General features: G+C 30.5%; 21 protein-coding genes. 1 reads left to right on the top strand and 20 read right to left on the bottom strand.

Annotation, left to right across the window (positions count from 1 at the left end):
• Positions 1-460: 460 nt before the first annotated feature.
• A complete protein-coding gene (locus tag C1X07_RS22470; RefSeq protein ID WP_103072301.1) occupies positions 461-1,276 on the bottom strand; it encodes a hypothetical protein in 816 nt (271 codons plus the stop codon).
• A gap of 576 nt (positions 1,277-1,852) precedes the next feature.
• Complete coding sequence (locus C1X07_RS22465) at positions 1,853-2,128, bottom strand: hypothetical protein (RefSeq protein WP_103072300.1); 276 nt, start codon at positions 2,126-2,128, stop codon at positions 1,853-1,855.
• A 380-nt stretch (positions 2,129-2,508) separates the two neighbouring features.
• Here C1X07_RS22465 and C1X07_RS22460 point away from each other — a divergent pair, with 380 nt between their 5' ends.
• The gene (locus C1X07_RS22460; RefSeq protein WP_103072299.1) at positions 2,509-3,726 is read left to right on the top strand and encodes a site-specific integrase; all 1,218 of its coding nucleotides are present in this window, start codon (positions 2,509-2,511) and stop codon (positions 3,724-3,726) included.
• Positions 3,727-3,959: 233 nt separating this feature from the next.
• Here the strand turns inward: C1X07_RS22460 and C1X07_RS22455 are convergent, their stop codons facing one another.
• The 18 genes from C1X07_RS22455 to C1X07_RS22375 form a co-directional block, all read right to left on the bottom strand.
• On the bottom strand, positions 3,960-4,244 hold the full coding sequence (locus C1X07_RS22455) for a hypothetical protein (RefSeq protein ID WP_103072298.1): 285 nt from the start codon (positions 4,242-4,244) through the stop codon (positions 3,960-3,962).
• Between the two features lie 18 nt (positions 4,245-4,262).
• Positions 4,263-4,610 (bottom strand): hypothetical protein, encoded by a 348-nt coding sequence (locus C1X07_RS22450; RefSeq protein WP_103072297.1) that lies wholly within the window; start codon positions 4,608-4,610, stop codon positions 4,263-4,265.
• A gap of 107 nt (positions 4,611-4,717) precedes the next feature.
• Entirely contained in the window at positions 4,718-5,092 is a 375-nt protein-coding gene (locus tag C1X07_RS22445; protein WP_103072296.1) for a hypothetical protein, read from the bottom strand.
• Between the two features lie 7 nt (positions 5,093-5,099).
• Complete coding sequence (locus C1X07_RS22440) at positions 5,100-5,855, bottom strand: hypothetical protein (RefSeq protein WP_128755368.1); 756 nt, start codon at positions 5,853-5,855, stop codon at positions 5,100-5,102.
• 19 nt (positions 5,856-5,874) lie between these two features.
• Complete coding sequence (locus C1X07_RS22435; protein WP_103072294.1) at positions 5,875-6,150, bottom strand: DUF6166 domain-containing protein; 276 nt, start codon at positions 6,148-6,150, stop codon at positions 5,875-5,877.
• 21 nt (positions 6,151-6,171) lie between these two features.
• Complete coding sequence (locus tag C1X07_RS22430) at positions 6,172-6,444, bottom strand: hypothetical protein (RefSeq protein WP_128755367.1); 273 nt, start codon at positions 6,442-6,444, stop codon at positions 6,172-6,174.
• A 4-nt stretch (positions 6,445-6,448) separates the two neighbouring features.
• Positions 6,449-6,748 (bottom strand): hypothetical protein, encoded by a 300-nt coding sequence (locus tag C1X07_RS22425; protein ID WP_103072292.1) that lies wholly within the window; start codon positions 6,746-6,748, stop codon positions 6,449-6,451.
• A gap of 351 nt (positions 6,749-7,099) precedes the next feature.
• Complete coding sequence (locus C1X07_RS22420; protein WP_103072291.1) at positions 7,100-7,807, bottom strand: hypothetical protein; 708 nt, start codon at positions 7,805-7,807, stop codon at positions 7,100-7,102.
• Between the two features lie 7 nt (positions 7,808-7,814).
• Positions 7,815-8,099: a hypothetical protein gene (locus C1X07_RS22415; RefSeq protein WP_103072290.1), complete on the bottom strand. Its 285-nt coding sequence runs from the start codon at positions 8,097-8,099 to the stop codon at positions 7,815-7,817.
• A gap of 7 nt (positions 8,100-8,106) precedes the next feature.
• Positions 8,107-8,304 (bottom strand): hypothetical protein, encoded by a 198-nt coding sequence (locus C1X07_RS22410; protein ID WP_128755366.1) that lies wholly within the window; start codon positions 8,302-8,304, stop codon positions 8,107-8,109.
• Between the two features lie 141 nt (positions 8,305-8,445).
• Positions 8,446-8,673, bottom strand: coding sequence for a hypothetical protein (locus tag C1X07_RS22405; protein ID WP_103072288.1), 228 nt, complete (start codon positions 8,671-8,673; stop codon positions 8,446-8,448).
• A 153-nt stretch (positions 8,674-8,826) separates the two neighbouring features.
• Complete coding sequence (locus tag C1X07_RS22400) at positions 8,827-10,251, bottom strand: DUF4041 domain-containing protein (RefSeq protein ID WP_103072287.1); 1,425 nt, start codon at positions 10,249-10,251, stop codon at positions 8,827-8,829.
• Between the two features lie 51 nt (positions 10,252-10,302).
• Positions 10,303-11,772, bottom strand: coding sequence for a P-loop ATPase, Sll1717 family (locus tag C1X07_RS22395; protein ID WP_103072286.1), 1,470 nt, complete (start codon positions 11,770-11,772; stop codon positions 10,303-10,305).
• A 57-nt stretch (positions 11,773-11,829) separates the two neighbouring features.
• On the bottom strand, positions 11,830-11,958 hold the full coding sequence (locus C1X07_RS25420; protein WP_262494927.1) for a hypothetical protein: 129 nt from the start codon (positions 11,956-11,958) through the stop codon (positions 11,830-11,832).
• Positions 11,959-12,158: 200 nt separating this feature from the next.
• Positions 12,159-12,413: a hypothetical protein gene (locus C1X07_RS22390; RefSeq protein ID WP_103072285.1), complete on the bottom strand. Its 255-nt coding sequence runs from the start codon at positions 12,411-12,413 to the stop codon at positions 12,159-12,161.
• A 14-nt stretch (positions 12,414-12,427) separates the two neighbouring features.
• Entirely contained in the window at positions 12,428-12,637 is a 210-nt protein-coding gene (locus tag C1X07_RS22385) for a hypothetical protein (protein WP_103072284.1), read from the bottom strand.
• Between the two features lie 18 nt (positions 12,638-12,655).
• Positions 12,656-12,859 (bottom strand): hypothetical protein, encoded by a 204-nt coding sequence (locus C1X07_RS22380; RefSeq protein ID WP_103072283.1) that lies wholly within the window; start codon positions 12,857-12,859, stop codon positions 12,656-12,658.
• Positions 12,860-13,327: 468 nt separating this feature from the next.
• On the bottom strand, positions 13,328-14,557 hold the full coding sequence (locus tag C1X07_RS22375; protein ID WP_103072282.1) for an antirestriction protein: 1,230 nt from the start codon (positions 14,555-14,557) through the stop codon (positions 13,328-13,330).
• Between the last annotated feature and the right edge of the window lie 40 nt (positions 14,558-14,597).

Raw genomic sequence — 14,597 nt, 5'->3', positions numbered from 1 at the left:
AAGACAAAATGTTACCTTGTTTTTAGATTTCTCTATGCATTGTCTGTCAATGTAAGCATTAGTTCTTACCAAAAATACAATAACCTTTTGATTGATTACTTAGATGCTATAGCATGTACATCGTGTTGTAAGAAGTTTATTCTAAGGACTCCCCTTAGTCTGTGCCTTAAATAGGCAAGTAGTTACCTTCACAAAAAAGTTATAAAACAAAGAAAAGCCACCAAAAACAATGTTTTTGATGGCTCAGGTAAAAAATAATTAAATATAACCACCCATATTTAACTGTAATTGCCTCCCCCTTTTTGAGAATTTCAAATAGTTCTGGTATGTTGTATCCAACGTATTTTATATCAATAAGACTACCAAAGCTACGGGCAATATAATTTTATTAGTTCGATCTTATTCGATGTACTTTACCCGTTACAATCGGGCTATCTCTGTTTGAAAATACATCTCTGGACTAAACTACACCACCAGAATTATCAAAAGTAACTACTGTTCCTGCACTAAACATTATATAAATACTAGAACCTGAAGGTCTTAAGCTAGTGTTATATCTTAACGTTCCTGTTCTTACTTTTCCGGATTGTCCGGTAGCAAAAGTTACCAAAGTATTAGCCTTAAACCAGATATACGTACTAGAGCCCGATGGCCGTAGGCTACTATTGTATCTTAAGGTTCCTTTTTTCACTCTTCCGGATTGCCCGGTTTCAAAAAGCACTACAGTTTCGGCTTTAAACCAGGTATAGGTACTGGAGCCCGATGGTCGTAAGCTACTATTATATCTTAAGGTCCCAGTTTTCACTCTTCCGGATTGCCCGGTTTCAAAAAGCACTACAGTTTCGGCTTTAAACCAGGTATAGGTACTGGAGCCCGATGGTCGTAAGCTACTATTATATCTTAGGGTTCCTTTTTTTACTTTTCCGGATTGCCCGGTTTCAAAAGTGACTTCAGTCCCGGCTTTAAACCAGATATAGATACTAGAGCCCGATGGCCTTAGACTGCTATTGTATTTTATAGTTCCTATTTTTACTTTCCCCTGACCATCGAATACTACATTGGTACCTCCTTTAAACCAAATATAAGTACTAGAGCCTGTAGGTCGTAAAGAAGTATCTCTTGACAGAATAGCCCTATTTGCTGTCTTTTTACCAGTGTTTTCCTCAATACTATTTTCTTCTGAAAAAACAGACAGTTCTTCTTTTTCACAACCAAAAGTTATAAACAGAATCATTACCAGTAAGAGTAATTTGTTGATTTGATTAATTGACTTCATAATTTTAAGGTTTTAAGATTTTAGAATTAAATTAATGTATGAGGTGATTGCACAACTAATGGGATTGATGTATTACGTTAATCTTACTTCAACAGGTTTTGGTTTGTATATAATTGGTTATCTAGAACTGTTTAGCCCTACTCTTAAGATTTTCGGGTTCCTCTTCTTATAATCAAAAACAGAGTGTAGCTACTCAATCAAAAATGCTGTTTTTAATCACTTTACTATAATGTAAAAAGTATAATCACCTCCTTTACTTCTCACTCTCCAAAAGTAGCTATAAAATTCACTGAATGTGCTGCGGAAACCTCCTCAAATTTTTACTGATTATGTATTCACCCTCTTGCGGTAAAAACTTGATAAACAACAAGATAATTCTCATTAAGGTGTTTGGTAATTCTTACACAAAACATGGTTTTTCTTACGTAATTTTTGATAATTCCTACATAAGAAACTGATTTTTCCTACTATTTTCTAATACTAACTTTAGTAGTCTTATGTAGGTGTTATTTATGCTCAATTATAAACCTCTGTCAGATGAAGTCAAACGAAAGTGCTGTGTAACTTGCTTTATTCTTATTTAATGAAATATTCTCCTCGTTTTTCAGAATCATATTCAGTTATTTTTCCATTTATTGCGTTCATTTTGAAGTGATACTTAACTTCAGGAAAACAACTTGATCCAAAAATACTTCCTTTACGAATTAACGTATTAGTTGCCCAAATAAAAGTTTTACTTTTATTATCAAACCATAAATCAATATTTAGCTTTTTGTAGGGTATTCTTCTTCGAATTAATTCAGAATGTACGGAGGCAATAGGAATTATTTTATCAGCATATTCAGTTTTCAAATCTTTTATTTATACAACAGTTGTTTCTCCCCATAAACCTCCAAGTCTTTGATATCTTTTTGTGTTCAATATCAACAAAAACCCAACACTTACTAAAGAATCACGAAACATCTAAAAACAAAAAACCCTCTCAATCAAAGATTAAGAGGGTTAAGTACTGAAGACGGGACTTGAACCCGTACGTCCTAATGGACATTGGATTTTAAGTTCTATGACCACAACACATTAAACAACCTCAACCAACACTAAACACACGTAAAACATAATAAAATCAACACTTTACCATTTATTAATGTTTAACAAAATTATTTAAAAACACCTAAAATGTTTTACCTATGTTTTACCCAATTTCTTTATCTTAGCTCAAAAGTTAATAAGACATGGCTTCTATTAAAAAGGTTCTACATCCAAAAAACGAAAAAGGAAATAAGATATATCGCTTGGCAATAAGAGTTACGGTCAACCGAAAGACAAGTTATCTTTATCTGGGTCATAACATCAAACTTAAGGATTGGAATGAGCAAAACAACAAAGTCAAAACTTCACATATCAAACATGCTCAACTCAATCGATTAATCAGAAAAAAGTATGATCAAATAGAAGACTTGATTTTTGAATTTGAATCCGCGAATAAAACATTTACTGCAAAGCAAATTACCTCATTTGTTAAAAACGAAAATAAAAATAAAACGTTCTTTGAGTTGGCAAATGAATATCTTGTAAATCTAGAAAAAACAGGAAAGTTCAAAAGAGCAAAATCTGATAAAAGTAGACTAAAATGCATAGAAGAGTTTCACAAAAGCAACCACTTAGCCTTTCAAGAAATTGATATTTTATTTCTAAAAAAACTTAAAGTCTACCTTATCTCCTACCAAGGGGTTTCTGAAAGAACAGTTATGAACATTTTTGTTTTAGTTCGTACATTATATAATATCGCAATAAAAGAAGCAATAGTAAAACAGGATAATTATCCATTCGGTAAGGGAAAAGTCCAGATAAAATTTCCAGAAACTATCAAAATTGGTCTTGAGGATTATGAAATAAAAGCGATTGAAGACCTTGATTTAGAAAAAGGAACCACTACACATCATACAAGAAATGTGTTTTTGTTTTCCTTTTATCTAGCAGGGATCAGAATTTCTGATGTTTTGGAAATGAAATGGAACTCCATAAGGGATGGAAGAATAACTTACCAGATGGGGAAAAATAACAAAGTGGATTCTTTAAAATTACCTATAAAGGTTATGAAAATCCTTGAGTACTATGAAAACGATAAAACATCGAATAATGACTATATTTTCCCAGAATTAAAAAGAGCAAACCCAAAGGATCCTGAAGATATTTATCGAAAAACAAATACTGCTGTTTCAAAATTCAACAAACACCTTAAAAAAATTGCTCAATTAGCAAAAATAGATAAAAAGATTACTACACATATTGCACGCCATTCTTTTGGTAATATAGCCGGAGACAAAATATCTCCCCGAATGTTACAAAAGCTTTACCGCCACTCCCACTTAACAACCACGATTGGATATCAAGGTAATTTTATACATAAAGATGCCGATGACGCTTTGGATAGCGTACTAAAGTTTTGATTAAACTTTGTAGGTTGAATTAAAACAATAGAAGTGTCATAAATTTATTACCAGAATATGTCTAATAACATCATTTGTACTTTAAATGCCGCAATAGTAATTACTTTGATACCTAAATCCCTTGCACACTACAACTCTCACAGAAGCATCTAAAATTACCCCCTTCTGCTTTAGCATCAATATAAGCAAGAAGTTTATTAATTTTATTGAACTTTTAATTAGTTTTAAAACATTTATCTAATGGGTACCAACGCTAAACTTTCTAATATAGAAGGCAGGATAAAAAGAAAAAATGTTACAATGAAACCAAATAGCCAATACTTTGCTTCAAAGTCTATCTGAGATTGTCTTATATATCCACTTCTTCCATACTTCAACCATCGACGAACTATCCTTTTAGATTTATTAATATCTTCTTCAGTCTTTTCTTTAAAGGGATTAAAGACCCAAACTACAGTAACAATTGGTACTACAATAAAATATGTGTAATCCAACCATTCATATCCAGAGGTAATCATCGATTTATTTAACTTAGGCTACAAATTCTCCAACTTTTTTATTTTAGTACATGGGGTAATTTTTGGCTTGGGATAAACTTCTAAAATTTCAGCTTTTACACTTAAATCCGCTTTGGATAATACTGTTTTAGAGTTGAAATTTCTTAGTTCTGACACCTTTACAGCTTTCATATCTCCTTTATAAATTTTTTCAAACGATTTGACAGTTTGATGAAACAGTATTCTTTTGGTCTTTTTATCTTCAATAGTCAATCTAAATTTTAAACTATCAATATCATATTCCGTTAAATTAAAGAAATTATATTTCACCTCATTAAAATGGTAGTTGTCACGACTGTTCCAATCCATACCATGATCAAATAGCATATCGGGAGCATAAAGATTTCCTTCTACCCTTCTGCATTCATAGCTTAAATTATCTAAATAGAATATAGAAAAGTAATTTTCTGGTCTTTTACTGTGATCAGTAAACCTTAGTTTATAATAATCATTTCCAGCCTTAATATATATATATTGTAAGAATCCTTATCTACTAAATCTCCTCCGGAAAGTGCATCTATAAAGTCATAATTGATATATTTTAATTCATGCCTCTTGGATATTTCATATGCACGAATAAAATTTTCAACAATAACCTTTTTAATATCAATAGAGTCATTTTTAGGCCGAAGGCTATAATCAAATAACCGTAAGAACGAAGTTGTATCTTTTTGCTTAATAGCTTCAATAGCGAACTCAGCAATTGAATCCAAATCTCCCCTATCAAATTCTTTATAGTTGCTACAACTAGGAATTAACAGACTAATGAAAAACAGGTAAAATATAGTTCTAGTTAAAAATTCTTTCATCGTTTATTTAATCTTTGTGTTTTATGTTTTTCGGGTCTATCGCGTTAGAACATTGATAATTTATTAGCATTATCCAAGTTGTAAGGCTATCCAAAAATTTTGGAGAAGCTACTATTTCACATTTCAAAATTCCTTTATCCTCATCTTTAAAATAAATACCAAAACTTGTTGATTTAAATGTCGAATGTGATAAAGCATTACGAATATGCCTTACATAATCACATTTCATTAATTTGTAGACTTTCTGAGAAATAGGGTTTTTATTTCTTTGAGATCGTTTCAAAATATTTATGATTGGACCTTCTTTCATATAAACGAGTCCAATGTATAATCTAAAAATCAATGACCCTTGAGTTTTTAAGAGTTCTTGATGAATGCTGGGTAATGGATTAAATGGGATGTTGATATCCAGTTTTTCACTAACTTTAGGGTCTAATACAGATGCTAAATATTGCCAAAATATTCCATTAGTAAGGTGCTCATAATCATCGTTTTTAACATCTATAATTGTATTATTTATCTCATTCATAAAACTCTCATCTTGTAGAGAATCTGCCACATCGTTAATAAGCATTCTACATTCCTTAAACTTTCCAAATACAGTTTGATCATTACAAATTTTATCAATCAATTTGATTTCATCAGAAAAATCAATAGACGGCAATAAAGAAGATACATTTATACTATTAGAAGGTCCTTCATTTTCCATGCCAAATCGATTATAAAACTTCCTCAATGAATGTCCATATAAATCTGTATTCATATTATCACTTATTTAAACTTTAATAATCTATTTCTTTTTCGAATGATTGATCAAAAGGCAATTTTGATATTTCAGTTTCCAACAAATGCAAATACTCATCAAGAGCCCATTGTTTTGAATAAAACTCTAATAAAATTGCTAATGATAATTGCTTTGGTCCAGCACCATCATAACCCCATGAAAATCCACTTGGAGAATGAAACTTAACTTTGAGCGATTTCTTAAGGTCTAATTCTTTATCGTTAAGCCAAACCTTACTGGTGGTTTTATCTCCTTTTAGTTTAAATATTGCCATGCTTTTCTTTCTTTGATCATTTTATTGGACTTTATTTGTTAGAAATATTCCTGCTAAATATCCTCTCTCAATTTCTATAGTTTGAAGCGGATCACTTAAACTATAAGATACTGCATCTTCAAATTCTGTTGTTTCCAATTTGGTACACTCTATTGGTTCATCACTTTTAATATTAGCTGATAAAAAATCATTTTGAGATACTACATATAAATCTTTCATATTTCTCAAGTCAATAACTACATAATGAGGATTATTTCTATCAATGGGTATTGAGAATATTTTTCTTTTTTTCATCGTTTTATTGAACTTTTATTTTATTTTTTATATCGATGAATTTTTCATCCAATAATAAGAAGAAAAGCTCCTCAACTTCTGTCCAGTTGGTAGCTTGAAACTTCATTTGTTCTTCATCCAGAATAATTGAAAGATTTAAATCTTTATTGGTTTCAATTACATTTTCATTTTCTATTATTACAGAAACCCAAAAAGCACCGTGCTCATCATCTGCTTGCTGAACATCTTTTATGGCTTTTTTAATATCAGATAAATCGATATTATCTTTTTGATATCCTCCAGCGTATTGAATATAGTTTTCCATCGATTATTTAAATTTTTAAGAAACCAAAGATTAATTACTAAATAACATGCTAATAATTAACAATAAAAGTGATGACCAAAAGAAACCTTTATATATCTTAATGATTGTCTCTTGATTCCTTGATAACCATTTATTATTTGGATTTTTTTTTACAACACTCTGAATCAACTTTGTTACTACATATTTATTCCAGAAATATATAAAAATAGTGAATATGAGGACAAAAGTTATTTTTTCTAATATGACCATTTACTTATTACGATTCATCGTTTTATTGAACTTTTAAGTTTCCGTTTTTATCTACGTGTTGAAAAGTATAAGGTTTTTAATTATTTTACACGGTAGCATAAGTTATTTATTTTTTATTAACAATGGATAAACTTCTCCTGAATCATGTTCATCAATTAGAAACATGAAGTTGTTTTTATAATTCACGGATTCAAAGACCTTTTTTGAGTCAAGTTTTAATAATACATCGTGTACAGCTAACATGCCTTGAAATTTGTGCAATTCGACTATTTCATGATAACCTAAAAGGTCTTCAATGCCGTTAAATTCATCGATCTCTATAGGTTTTTCAATTTTTAACTCCTCAAAATTCAGATTGTTATTAGTGTGTTTTTTGGGCAAATTAGAGTAATCTAAAGACTCAAGGCTATCGAAAAAATTTAATCTTATTCCAGGACAAGCATAAAATTCTGTTGTGAAATCATAATCAAAACCCATATTAAATTTGTCCGTTTGTACTCTATAATCTTTCCATTCCCCAATTCCATATGCAGTAGCTTCCACATTTTTCTGAAAGAAATAATCATACTCAAAAAGAATAGCAAATAACTGCTCTTCTTTTTTAATTCCTTTATTAGGGTTTGTCCACCATTCTTTTAAGTTTTTAAGAATTTCTTTCTCTAAATTATGCTTATAGCTACTAAAATCAAATTTGTTTAAGTTCCTAAGAACATCTTTAAGACACCTATCTAGGTTTGAAATAGAATTAAGAGTAAACAAACAAGATTCTTTTCTTTTTGTAAGATTCTTTCTTATTAATTCATTAGTCATCGTTTATTTAGACTTTAGATTTCTGTTTTATTCGATCTTCTATAAATAATCGAGGGTTATCTATTCCAAAAGTACTCCATAACCTCAATGATAAAGTTGTGTCTAATCGTTCTTTAAACAATTCAAGCAACCCTAAACATTCTTCAAAGTATTCTCTTTTATCCCCCCCTTGATTAAGAACAATTTTTGTTTCTGTAATTGAACCAATACAGTAATCCAAAAGAGCTTTTAATTCAGCCGTATTCATTTTGGCTAAAGTCTCTAAGGCCATGTCAAATTTATTTTCACTCATCGTTTATTTAGACTTTAATTATTTCGCACTTTTCCTTCATAACCCATAATTCTTTTTCGCTAATACTAAGGATTACTTTCTTGGAATTACTGCAAACGTATCTTACTCTATCTTCCGTTAAATTGTTATGACTTGCTATAGCTCTAGTACTTCTCCAGGCAGCTCCTTTTTTAACCCCATCTTCATCCGTATGTTTATACTCCACCTTCTTTCTATCTATTCTCATACAAATGCAATTCTTTATACCTGTATAAAATTGGTATGAAAATAGCAGCTATAATACCTCCAACTCCTGCTATAATTATTCCTTCTATAATAGAATTCTTATCCATGGTTTATTTGGACTTTAGTTGTTGTTATAAAATCCGATTCTTTCAAGATAATCTTTACATAACTTTTCATAATAAGATCTTGCCTTTTCTCCTTCAGGCATAAAATTTATCATGTTTATAGTATCTAAATTCTCCTTAGCATTAGCATGTGGGTAATCATTAGAAACATCGGCTTGATCGATATTATTTTTAAACAATTCAAATTGTTTTTTAGCAATTTGTTTTGGTGTTTTGGTTTCCATCGTTTTATTGAACTTTTAAACGGTTACGTATAAAAATAGTAACGGATTTTATAGACCCTACTTTTCCGTTTATTACTGTTTTTCGATTTATAAATCCATTTTCGTTTAGCGACCAAACCGCTATTTTTTTGCAATTTTGTAGCAAGTGCTTTTTCAGAATAAGCTTTCAGGATATTTTTCAATTTCATCTTCCGCTTGTTCTTTTCCACCTTTCTCAAGTTGTTTTATAATTGATTGTGTTTCTCTGTATTGTTGAGCTTCGGATACTTTTACAAAATCAACTTCCTTACCATAGTTTTCTTTAACCACTTGTTCAATTTCTTCTAACGATACATTAAAGTACTCTTTTCTATAATTGACTTTATTGACACGTCTATTATCAAATTCTTTGTGTAATAAGCTTTCAAGTTCAGGTGCATTTTCTGAAAATATCATTGCGTGCAAGTCAAATGTAAAAGGTACAGAAGCATCTCCTAATTCTTTTACTCTATCCAATGGTTCAAGTCTTCTTGTCATTCCAATTTTGTAAACATTTTCACCAAATGAGCCGAGATTTGAAATTATATAAACGTGACCAGATTTTGTTTCCTGAGCTCTTGAAATTGCCCTTTCCTTCGCTTCATTTGCTTCTTTTAAGTTTTGTTCCAATTGAGCGATTTGAGAATTTAATTCGTCTAATTTTTCTCCACTCACTAGCCCTAAATCCTTTTTAGCCTTTTCTAATGCTTTTTGGAAACGCTTTTCTTCCATTTCAGCATCTTTTCGCGCTTTTTCGAATTCGCGTTGTGCTCTCTCTTCTTCGCGCTGTTGTGCTCTTATTTCTCTTGCTTCTTCTTTTTCTTGATATTTTTTGTGCGCTAATTCATAAACTAAATGAAGTTCACCGAGTTTAAGCTTTAGGTATTTATCAGTAAGAAATGTATTATTTGATTTACCAAGCTTATTGATTGCATCAAAAGCTTTTTTAATTCTTTCTTCAAAACGTTTGATGTTATTCCAGCGCACTTTGGAAATTAATGAATCACATTCACCATTAAATGCCCTCAAAGTTAAATTGATATATCTTCGAGTCATTATTTCTCCTTGTTTTCGGCTATTCCCAACTACCCACTCAGTATTACAAACACAAGCATTTCCACCTTTAATAAGTTGTTTTTGTTTGTTTACAATATCCGTTATTTTTTCCTTGTATTCCTCTGAAGTTTCTAAATCAAAAATCGGTTCATAAATTCCAAGCTCAATAAATTCTAAATCATTTTTATAGATTTTGATGTCCTTTTCTAATTCTTTGAAAATTGATTTTGCATTAATAAAATTATCGTTCAACTCGATTGCGTTAGTCTGAATTTCTATAAGTTCTTTGTTTTTTGATTCAATCTCACTCTCAATAGATATTATTCCACTAAATCTTTCCAAATTGGAATTAAGCTTATTATTTTCCTCAACTTTGACAGATAGTTCTGCGTTCTTATTTTCGATTATAGAAGTTAGTTTGTTTTTTGTTTTTTTATATTGATTTGTTACAATGAAAAGAGCAACTCCTAAAACTAAAATTGTAATTACTAATCCTATTTCCACGTGGTTAATCGGTTTTTCTTGTATTCGCTAAAAGGTTATGTAACTTTATCATTAATTATCTGAACTTAATGCAAGTTGGTTCATTATGTCGTTAAGGTTTTCAGGTTGTAATGCCCACCTAAAAGCTGGATGAATTTCCCAGTCGTAACCAAAATCTACAAATGAACTATATAGATACCTACTTTCTTCAAAATATCTTCTTTGAATTTCTCCGCTCTCTAAAACTTTACGACCCGTTATAAAATTTATTTTATAAAGAAACTGAGCTAAACTTTTTGCGTCTGCTACTCTTTTATTTGCAAACTTAAAATTGTTAGATTCTTTTATCATATTTATTTTATATTGAAGCTCTGATGTTTTAAATATGTATCCGCTTGATTTTTTTCTTTCATCATTATTTGGTCTCATTCCGAAAATTAGATTTTCAATTTTTGGAAGTTCAGATTTGTATTCATTAATAGTATCTTGAATTCTACCTTGCGAATATTCTTCAAATATTCTTTGTAGATGAGATGATTTAATTTTCGAAGAGTTTTCCGAGCTTGCAATTTGTGCCGCAGATGAGCAAAGTTTCACCAAATCTCGCGGTCTTTTCCTAACAAGAGACATGAGTATTTTATGAATGGAAACCTTCTCCCATTTTCCGCGACCTTGAAATGGATTTTCAAATATTCTTTCGAGATAATGTACAAGGTGCCTTTGCGGTGTTTCTAAAAGTTTTTGTTCGTTCAAGGGTTCTTCAAAAAAAGTCGCTATCCTTTTAATCAGCATTACCAATATTTCATGATTTGTCCAGGAAAACCAGACTACAGAAGACTCTATCTTATCGGTTGATTCATCCGAAGTTCTAACTAGAAAAAAAACATCCGAACGAAGAGACACTTTAAACGATAATCCATTATTTTCATTAGAAAAGTCACGAATTGCATTTAGCAACGCAGAAATTCTTTGAATATCATCTTTTCTACCTTGCCAGCCCCTATCTAGATCATCTATAAAAACAATTATTTTTTTTGATTTAAGGAAATTATCTACAAGTAATTGTTGGGTTGGCTCCAAATTTATACTAACCTTTTTCGTAGAAATAGTTTTGCTTAAAAAAGAAATAAGCTTAACACCAAATAAGCTAAGTTTTTTCTTTGCATCTTCATCATATAGACCTAATTCAGATAAAACTTTAGCACCAATAATCTTAATTAAACCATATTTCCATTGTCTTATTTTTAATAAAAAATCTTCATCAGATCTACCCAATTCAGCTATATCATCTGGTTTAATTAAAATTGGCAAATTACCTTTTTCCTTCTCCTCAACCATCGCGACTTTGAACAAGGCTGATTTACCTGTTCCTTTATGTCCAACTAAGATTCGTAAAGGCAAATTTGATGTTACTCGCTGATATGTATCTTTTTTTAAATAATATTCTCTTAGTCTCCCAATTGACTCACTCTCAGCATCTTCAAAACCAAAAAGTTGTTGAATTATTTCATCATTGAATCGGAAAGGTTGATTTTTTAGCATATTTTAATTTTAATTTATTCTATTCTATAGTGTCAATCGTATGATTATATTTCTCAATTATTTTTTTGACCGTTTAGGCGGCTTTAATGATGGTGTATTTCCAGGCGTTTCTTTATTATCTCGCTGACGTCTATCTGGTTTACCTGTTGTTTTAGCAATTCTTTTTGGTCCTGGTTTAAGTGCCATAATTTTACTCTTTTTTTATTTTTATAATATTTTACTGAATTTTCAGTCTACAATATCTACAAACTATTTATACAATTATTGTGGTTTTCCACAGGAATACTTTTTATTGCTTGTAGGATTTTCATTCTATGCTTTAATTTCTCTTAGCTTTCTAAGTCACTTTTTCTGTATTTTCCATAGTTTATCTGCACTTTCGATTATTAAGTTAACAACAAACCTGATAATAATGACCTTTGTATATCTACAAACATTTCAGGTTCCTTTCTTCTATAAATTATTTGATCTTGATACTCCTCAAATTCTAATACTTGACAGTTTATAAGTTCATCTGAATTAGCATTATCAAACCTTTTTTGATCTGTTAAATAAATTTTATCAAGATCAGAATTTTCTACAACGAAAAAAGGATTAAGTATTCCTTCTACTGCATACATTAATTCTTTTCTTTTAGCCATAATATATCGTTTATTTAGATTTTGGTTATTCTTGAATCATTAGATAATGAAGAATACATTTGTTTTGCCTGCTCCGGTGAAAGAGGTTCTTCAAATCCTAAAACATTTAATAACTCATCATAAGTAACGAACCTACCTGTATCTGACCATTTAAGAAAGCGTTGCCTTAGTGTATCTTTGACAGCCCTTATTGAAGTATCCTTTATTAGTTTTTCTTTATCCATCGGTTTTTTGATTTTTTATTACAACAAGTCTGACTCCATAACAAAAATATCTTCTTCCTTATTTCCCCAATTTACTTTAATCAAATAGTCAAAGTTTCCATGTGCAAAAGGAGTATCTATATAGTCTTTTGGGAAATCCCATTTTCGATGTAAAATAATTGCTTTATAGTTATTCTCATTTCCTTTAGCATATATTACTTTTTGTCCTTTTTCGTATTTCATATCAGTATTTTAATTGATCAATTAAACTATCAATTTATTGAGCTTTTACTATTATAATCTAAAGTGCCTAAAAAGCAATATGGATTACATTCAATTAAAAACTCAATGATTTATAATTAGATTGCAGACTGGAAGAAACATCTATATAGATATTCTTTTCCAATACTTCTACTCTTAAAATGTGTCTACTTGTAAAATTGTAGTTTTGAGATGACGTACTAATACGTACATATCTAAACAACAGGTGGGGTAAATTTTATTGTCTAAAGATAAGCTTAAAAATTACACATATAAAATACACTTATACCGAATTATTAACAAGAAAGTGTAATGACTATACAAAAACGGTCATATGCACACACCTAAATTTCAATAGTAACTATTCTATCAATTTTTTAAACTTATAGATTGATATTAATAGATATTGTTCCTCATAAAAAAGCTTCCTTAATGTTATATTTCTATTTTTTAGTTTTCTAAAACTGACTCCAAAACACCTTCTGAATTTCCTATGATGTTCTTATTAAAAACATTATATCTAATCCCAGTAACACCATATCGGTTTTTGGTTGTAATAGCATAATTATTTCTAAAAGTATCATCCGCTTTGACAATCTCAATATTAATCCCTGCATCAAAAAGTGGGGCTGTACCTCCTCGAATTGTTTTTTGTGTAGTACGTTGAAAAATCACAATGAAAATTGTGTCAGGATGTTCCTTTCGTAAGCGGTCAAAATCCTGAGATGGCAATCCTGTTTTATTCCAACTATCTATAATGATCACATCAAAATCTTTGGCTGCATTCGAGATTGTGTTGTATCCATCAGGCAACTGATCTGCAATAAAAATATGATTCTGGTTGATTGGTTGCAGGTACTCTTCTTTCATTCGGGTAATCAGATCTGATTTACTTCCAATCTCTAAAGAAAAAATAGCTACCTCATTTCCAATATCAGCAAAAGCATCAGCTAGTTGGTAGGTAAACCGTGTTTTTCCTCCTCCCTGATCTCCTTCAATGGTAATAGCCAGTTCAAATTTTTCTATATCTCCCAACAACTCTCCCATTGCTCCAGGTATTTTAAAAGTAAGTGTATTTGTTTTAGTCAAGTGCTGATCAAAAGAGGTAAACAAAGTATCTCTTTTCGTAGTTATAATCTGTATTGGATCAGCTTTTGAAGGTGTTATAACATTTAAATTCCCTAACCCTTCTATCGGAGTTTGTGCTATTATTTTTTGAAGCTCTAATCGCCATTTAGAATTAATGATAACTTTAACCTGATCCTGTAGAATCATTTCATTATGCCGCGCAATTAGTTTATACTGTATATCTTTTATATGTCGGGCATGGATATCCTCTTTAGTGATTTCTTTATCAGTAATAGCTTTTTGTAATGAAAAAATAAACTTCTTCAATTCCTCTTTGGATTGAATGGTTCGGTGTATATTCAGAAACGCCTGAATAAAAGAAACGGAAATCTGTGTATCCGGATCATGTACTTTTGTATCCTTAAAAAGATGTGCATTCAACTGCTCCAGATAGATGTCAATGGTTTCCCGAATTTCTGGTTCCTGGTAATAAAACTCCTTTGCTTCCAGAAAGAATTGATGTCCTTTTTGAAGCATCTCCGGTAATGCCTTAATACGCACATGGGTAATTTCATTGTTGTAATTTTCAAATGAGATATATTGTTTTTCCATATTGATAAAATTAAAATTGCAGTTTTTGACTGTTTCGGGT

Origin of the sequence: Aquimarina sediminis, assembly GCF_002895435.1 — a bacterium.
Lineage (GTDB): Bacteria > Bacteroidota > Bacteroidia > Flavobacteriales > Flavobacteriaceae > Aquimarina > Aquimarina sediminis.
The sequence above is the reverse complement of the archived record's forward strand: the minus strand, read 5'-3'. Positions and strand labels throughout refer to the sequence as shown.

Excerpts from the sequence above, each read along its gene's own strand:
- C1X07_RS22425 (WP_103072292.1), bottom strand. The coding sequence starts at position 6,748 with ATGGAAAACTATATTCAATACGCTGGAGGATATCAAAAAGATAATATC.
- C1X07_RS25420 (WP_262494927.1), bottom strand. The coding sequence starts at position 11,958 with ATGGCACTTAAACCAGGACCAAAAAGAATTGCTAAAACAACAGGTAAA.
- C1X07_RS22405 (WP_103072288.1), bottom strand. The coding sequence starts at position 8,673 with ATGGAAACCAAAACACCAAAACAAATTGCTAAAAAACAATTTGAATTG.
- C1X07_RS22435 (WP_103072294.1), bottom strand. The coding sequence starts at position 6,150 with ATGGCAATATTTAAACTAAAAGGAGATAAAACCACCAGTAAGGTTTGG.
- C1X07_RS22445 (WP_103072296.1), bottom strand. The coding sequence starts at position 5,092 with ATGAAAGAATTTTTAACTAGAACTATATTTTACCTGTTTTTCATTAGT.
- C1X07_RS22430 (WP_128755367.1), bottom strand. The coding sequence starts at position 6,444 with ATGAAAAAAAGAAAAATATTCTCAATACCCATTGATAGAAATAATCCT.
- C1X07_RS22420 (WP_103072291.1), bottom strand. The coding sequence starts at position 7,807 with ATGACTAATGAATTAATAAGAAAGAATCTTACAAAAAGAAAAGAATCT.
- C1X07_RS22460 (WP_103072299.1), top strand. The coding sequence starts at position 2,509 with ATGGCTTCTATTAAAAAGGTTCTACATCCAAAAAACGAAAAAGGAAAT.
- C1X07_RS22390 (WP_103072285.1), bottom strand. The coding sequence starts at position 12,413 with ATGGCTAAAAGAAAAGAATTAATGTATGCAGTAGAAGGAATACTTAAT.
- C1X07_RS22440 (WP_128755368.1), bottom strand. The coding sequence starts at position 5,855 with ATGAATACAGATTTATATGGACATTCATTGAGGAAGTTTTATAATCGA.
- C1X07_RS22415 (WP_103072290.1), bottom strand. The coding sequence starts at position 8,099 with ATGAGTGAAAATAAATTTGACATGGCCTTAGAGACTTTAGCCAAAATG.
- C1X07_RS22470 (WP_103072301.1), bottom strand. The coding sequence starts at position 1,276 with ATGAAGTCAATTAATCAAATCAACAAATTACTCTTACTGGTAATGATT.
- C1X07_RS22380 (WP_103072283.1), bottom strand. The coding sequence starts at position 12,859 with ATGAAATACGAAAAAGGACAAAAAGTAATATATGCTAAAGGAAATGAG.
- C1X07_RS22450 (WP_103072297.1), bottom strand. The coding sequence starts at position 4,610 with ATGCTATTTGATCATGGTATGGATTGGAACAGTCGTGACAACTACCAT.
- C1X07_RS22455 (WP_103072298.1), bottom strand. The coding sequence starts at position 4,244 with ATGATTACCTCTGGATATGAATGGTTGGATTACACATATTTTATTGTA.
- C1X07_RS22385 (WP_103072284.1), bottom strand. The coding sequence starts at position 12,637 with ATGGATAAAGAAAAACTAATAAAGGATACTTCAATAAGGGCTGTCAAA.
- C1X07_RS22395 (WP_103072286.1), bottom strand. The coding sequence starts at position 11,772 with ATGCTAAAAAATCAACCTTTCCGATTCAATGATGAAATAATTCAACAA.
- C1X07_RS22375 (WP_103072282.1), bottom strand. The coding sequence starts at position 14,557 with ATGGAAAAACAATATATCTCATTTGAAAATTACAACAATGAAATTACC.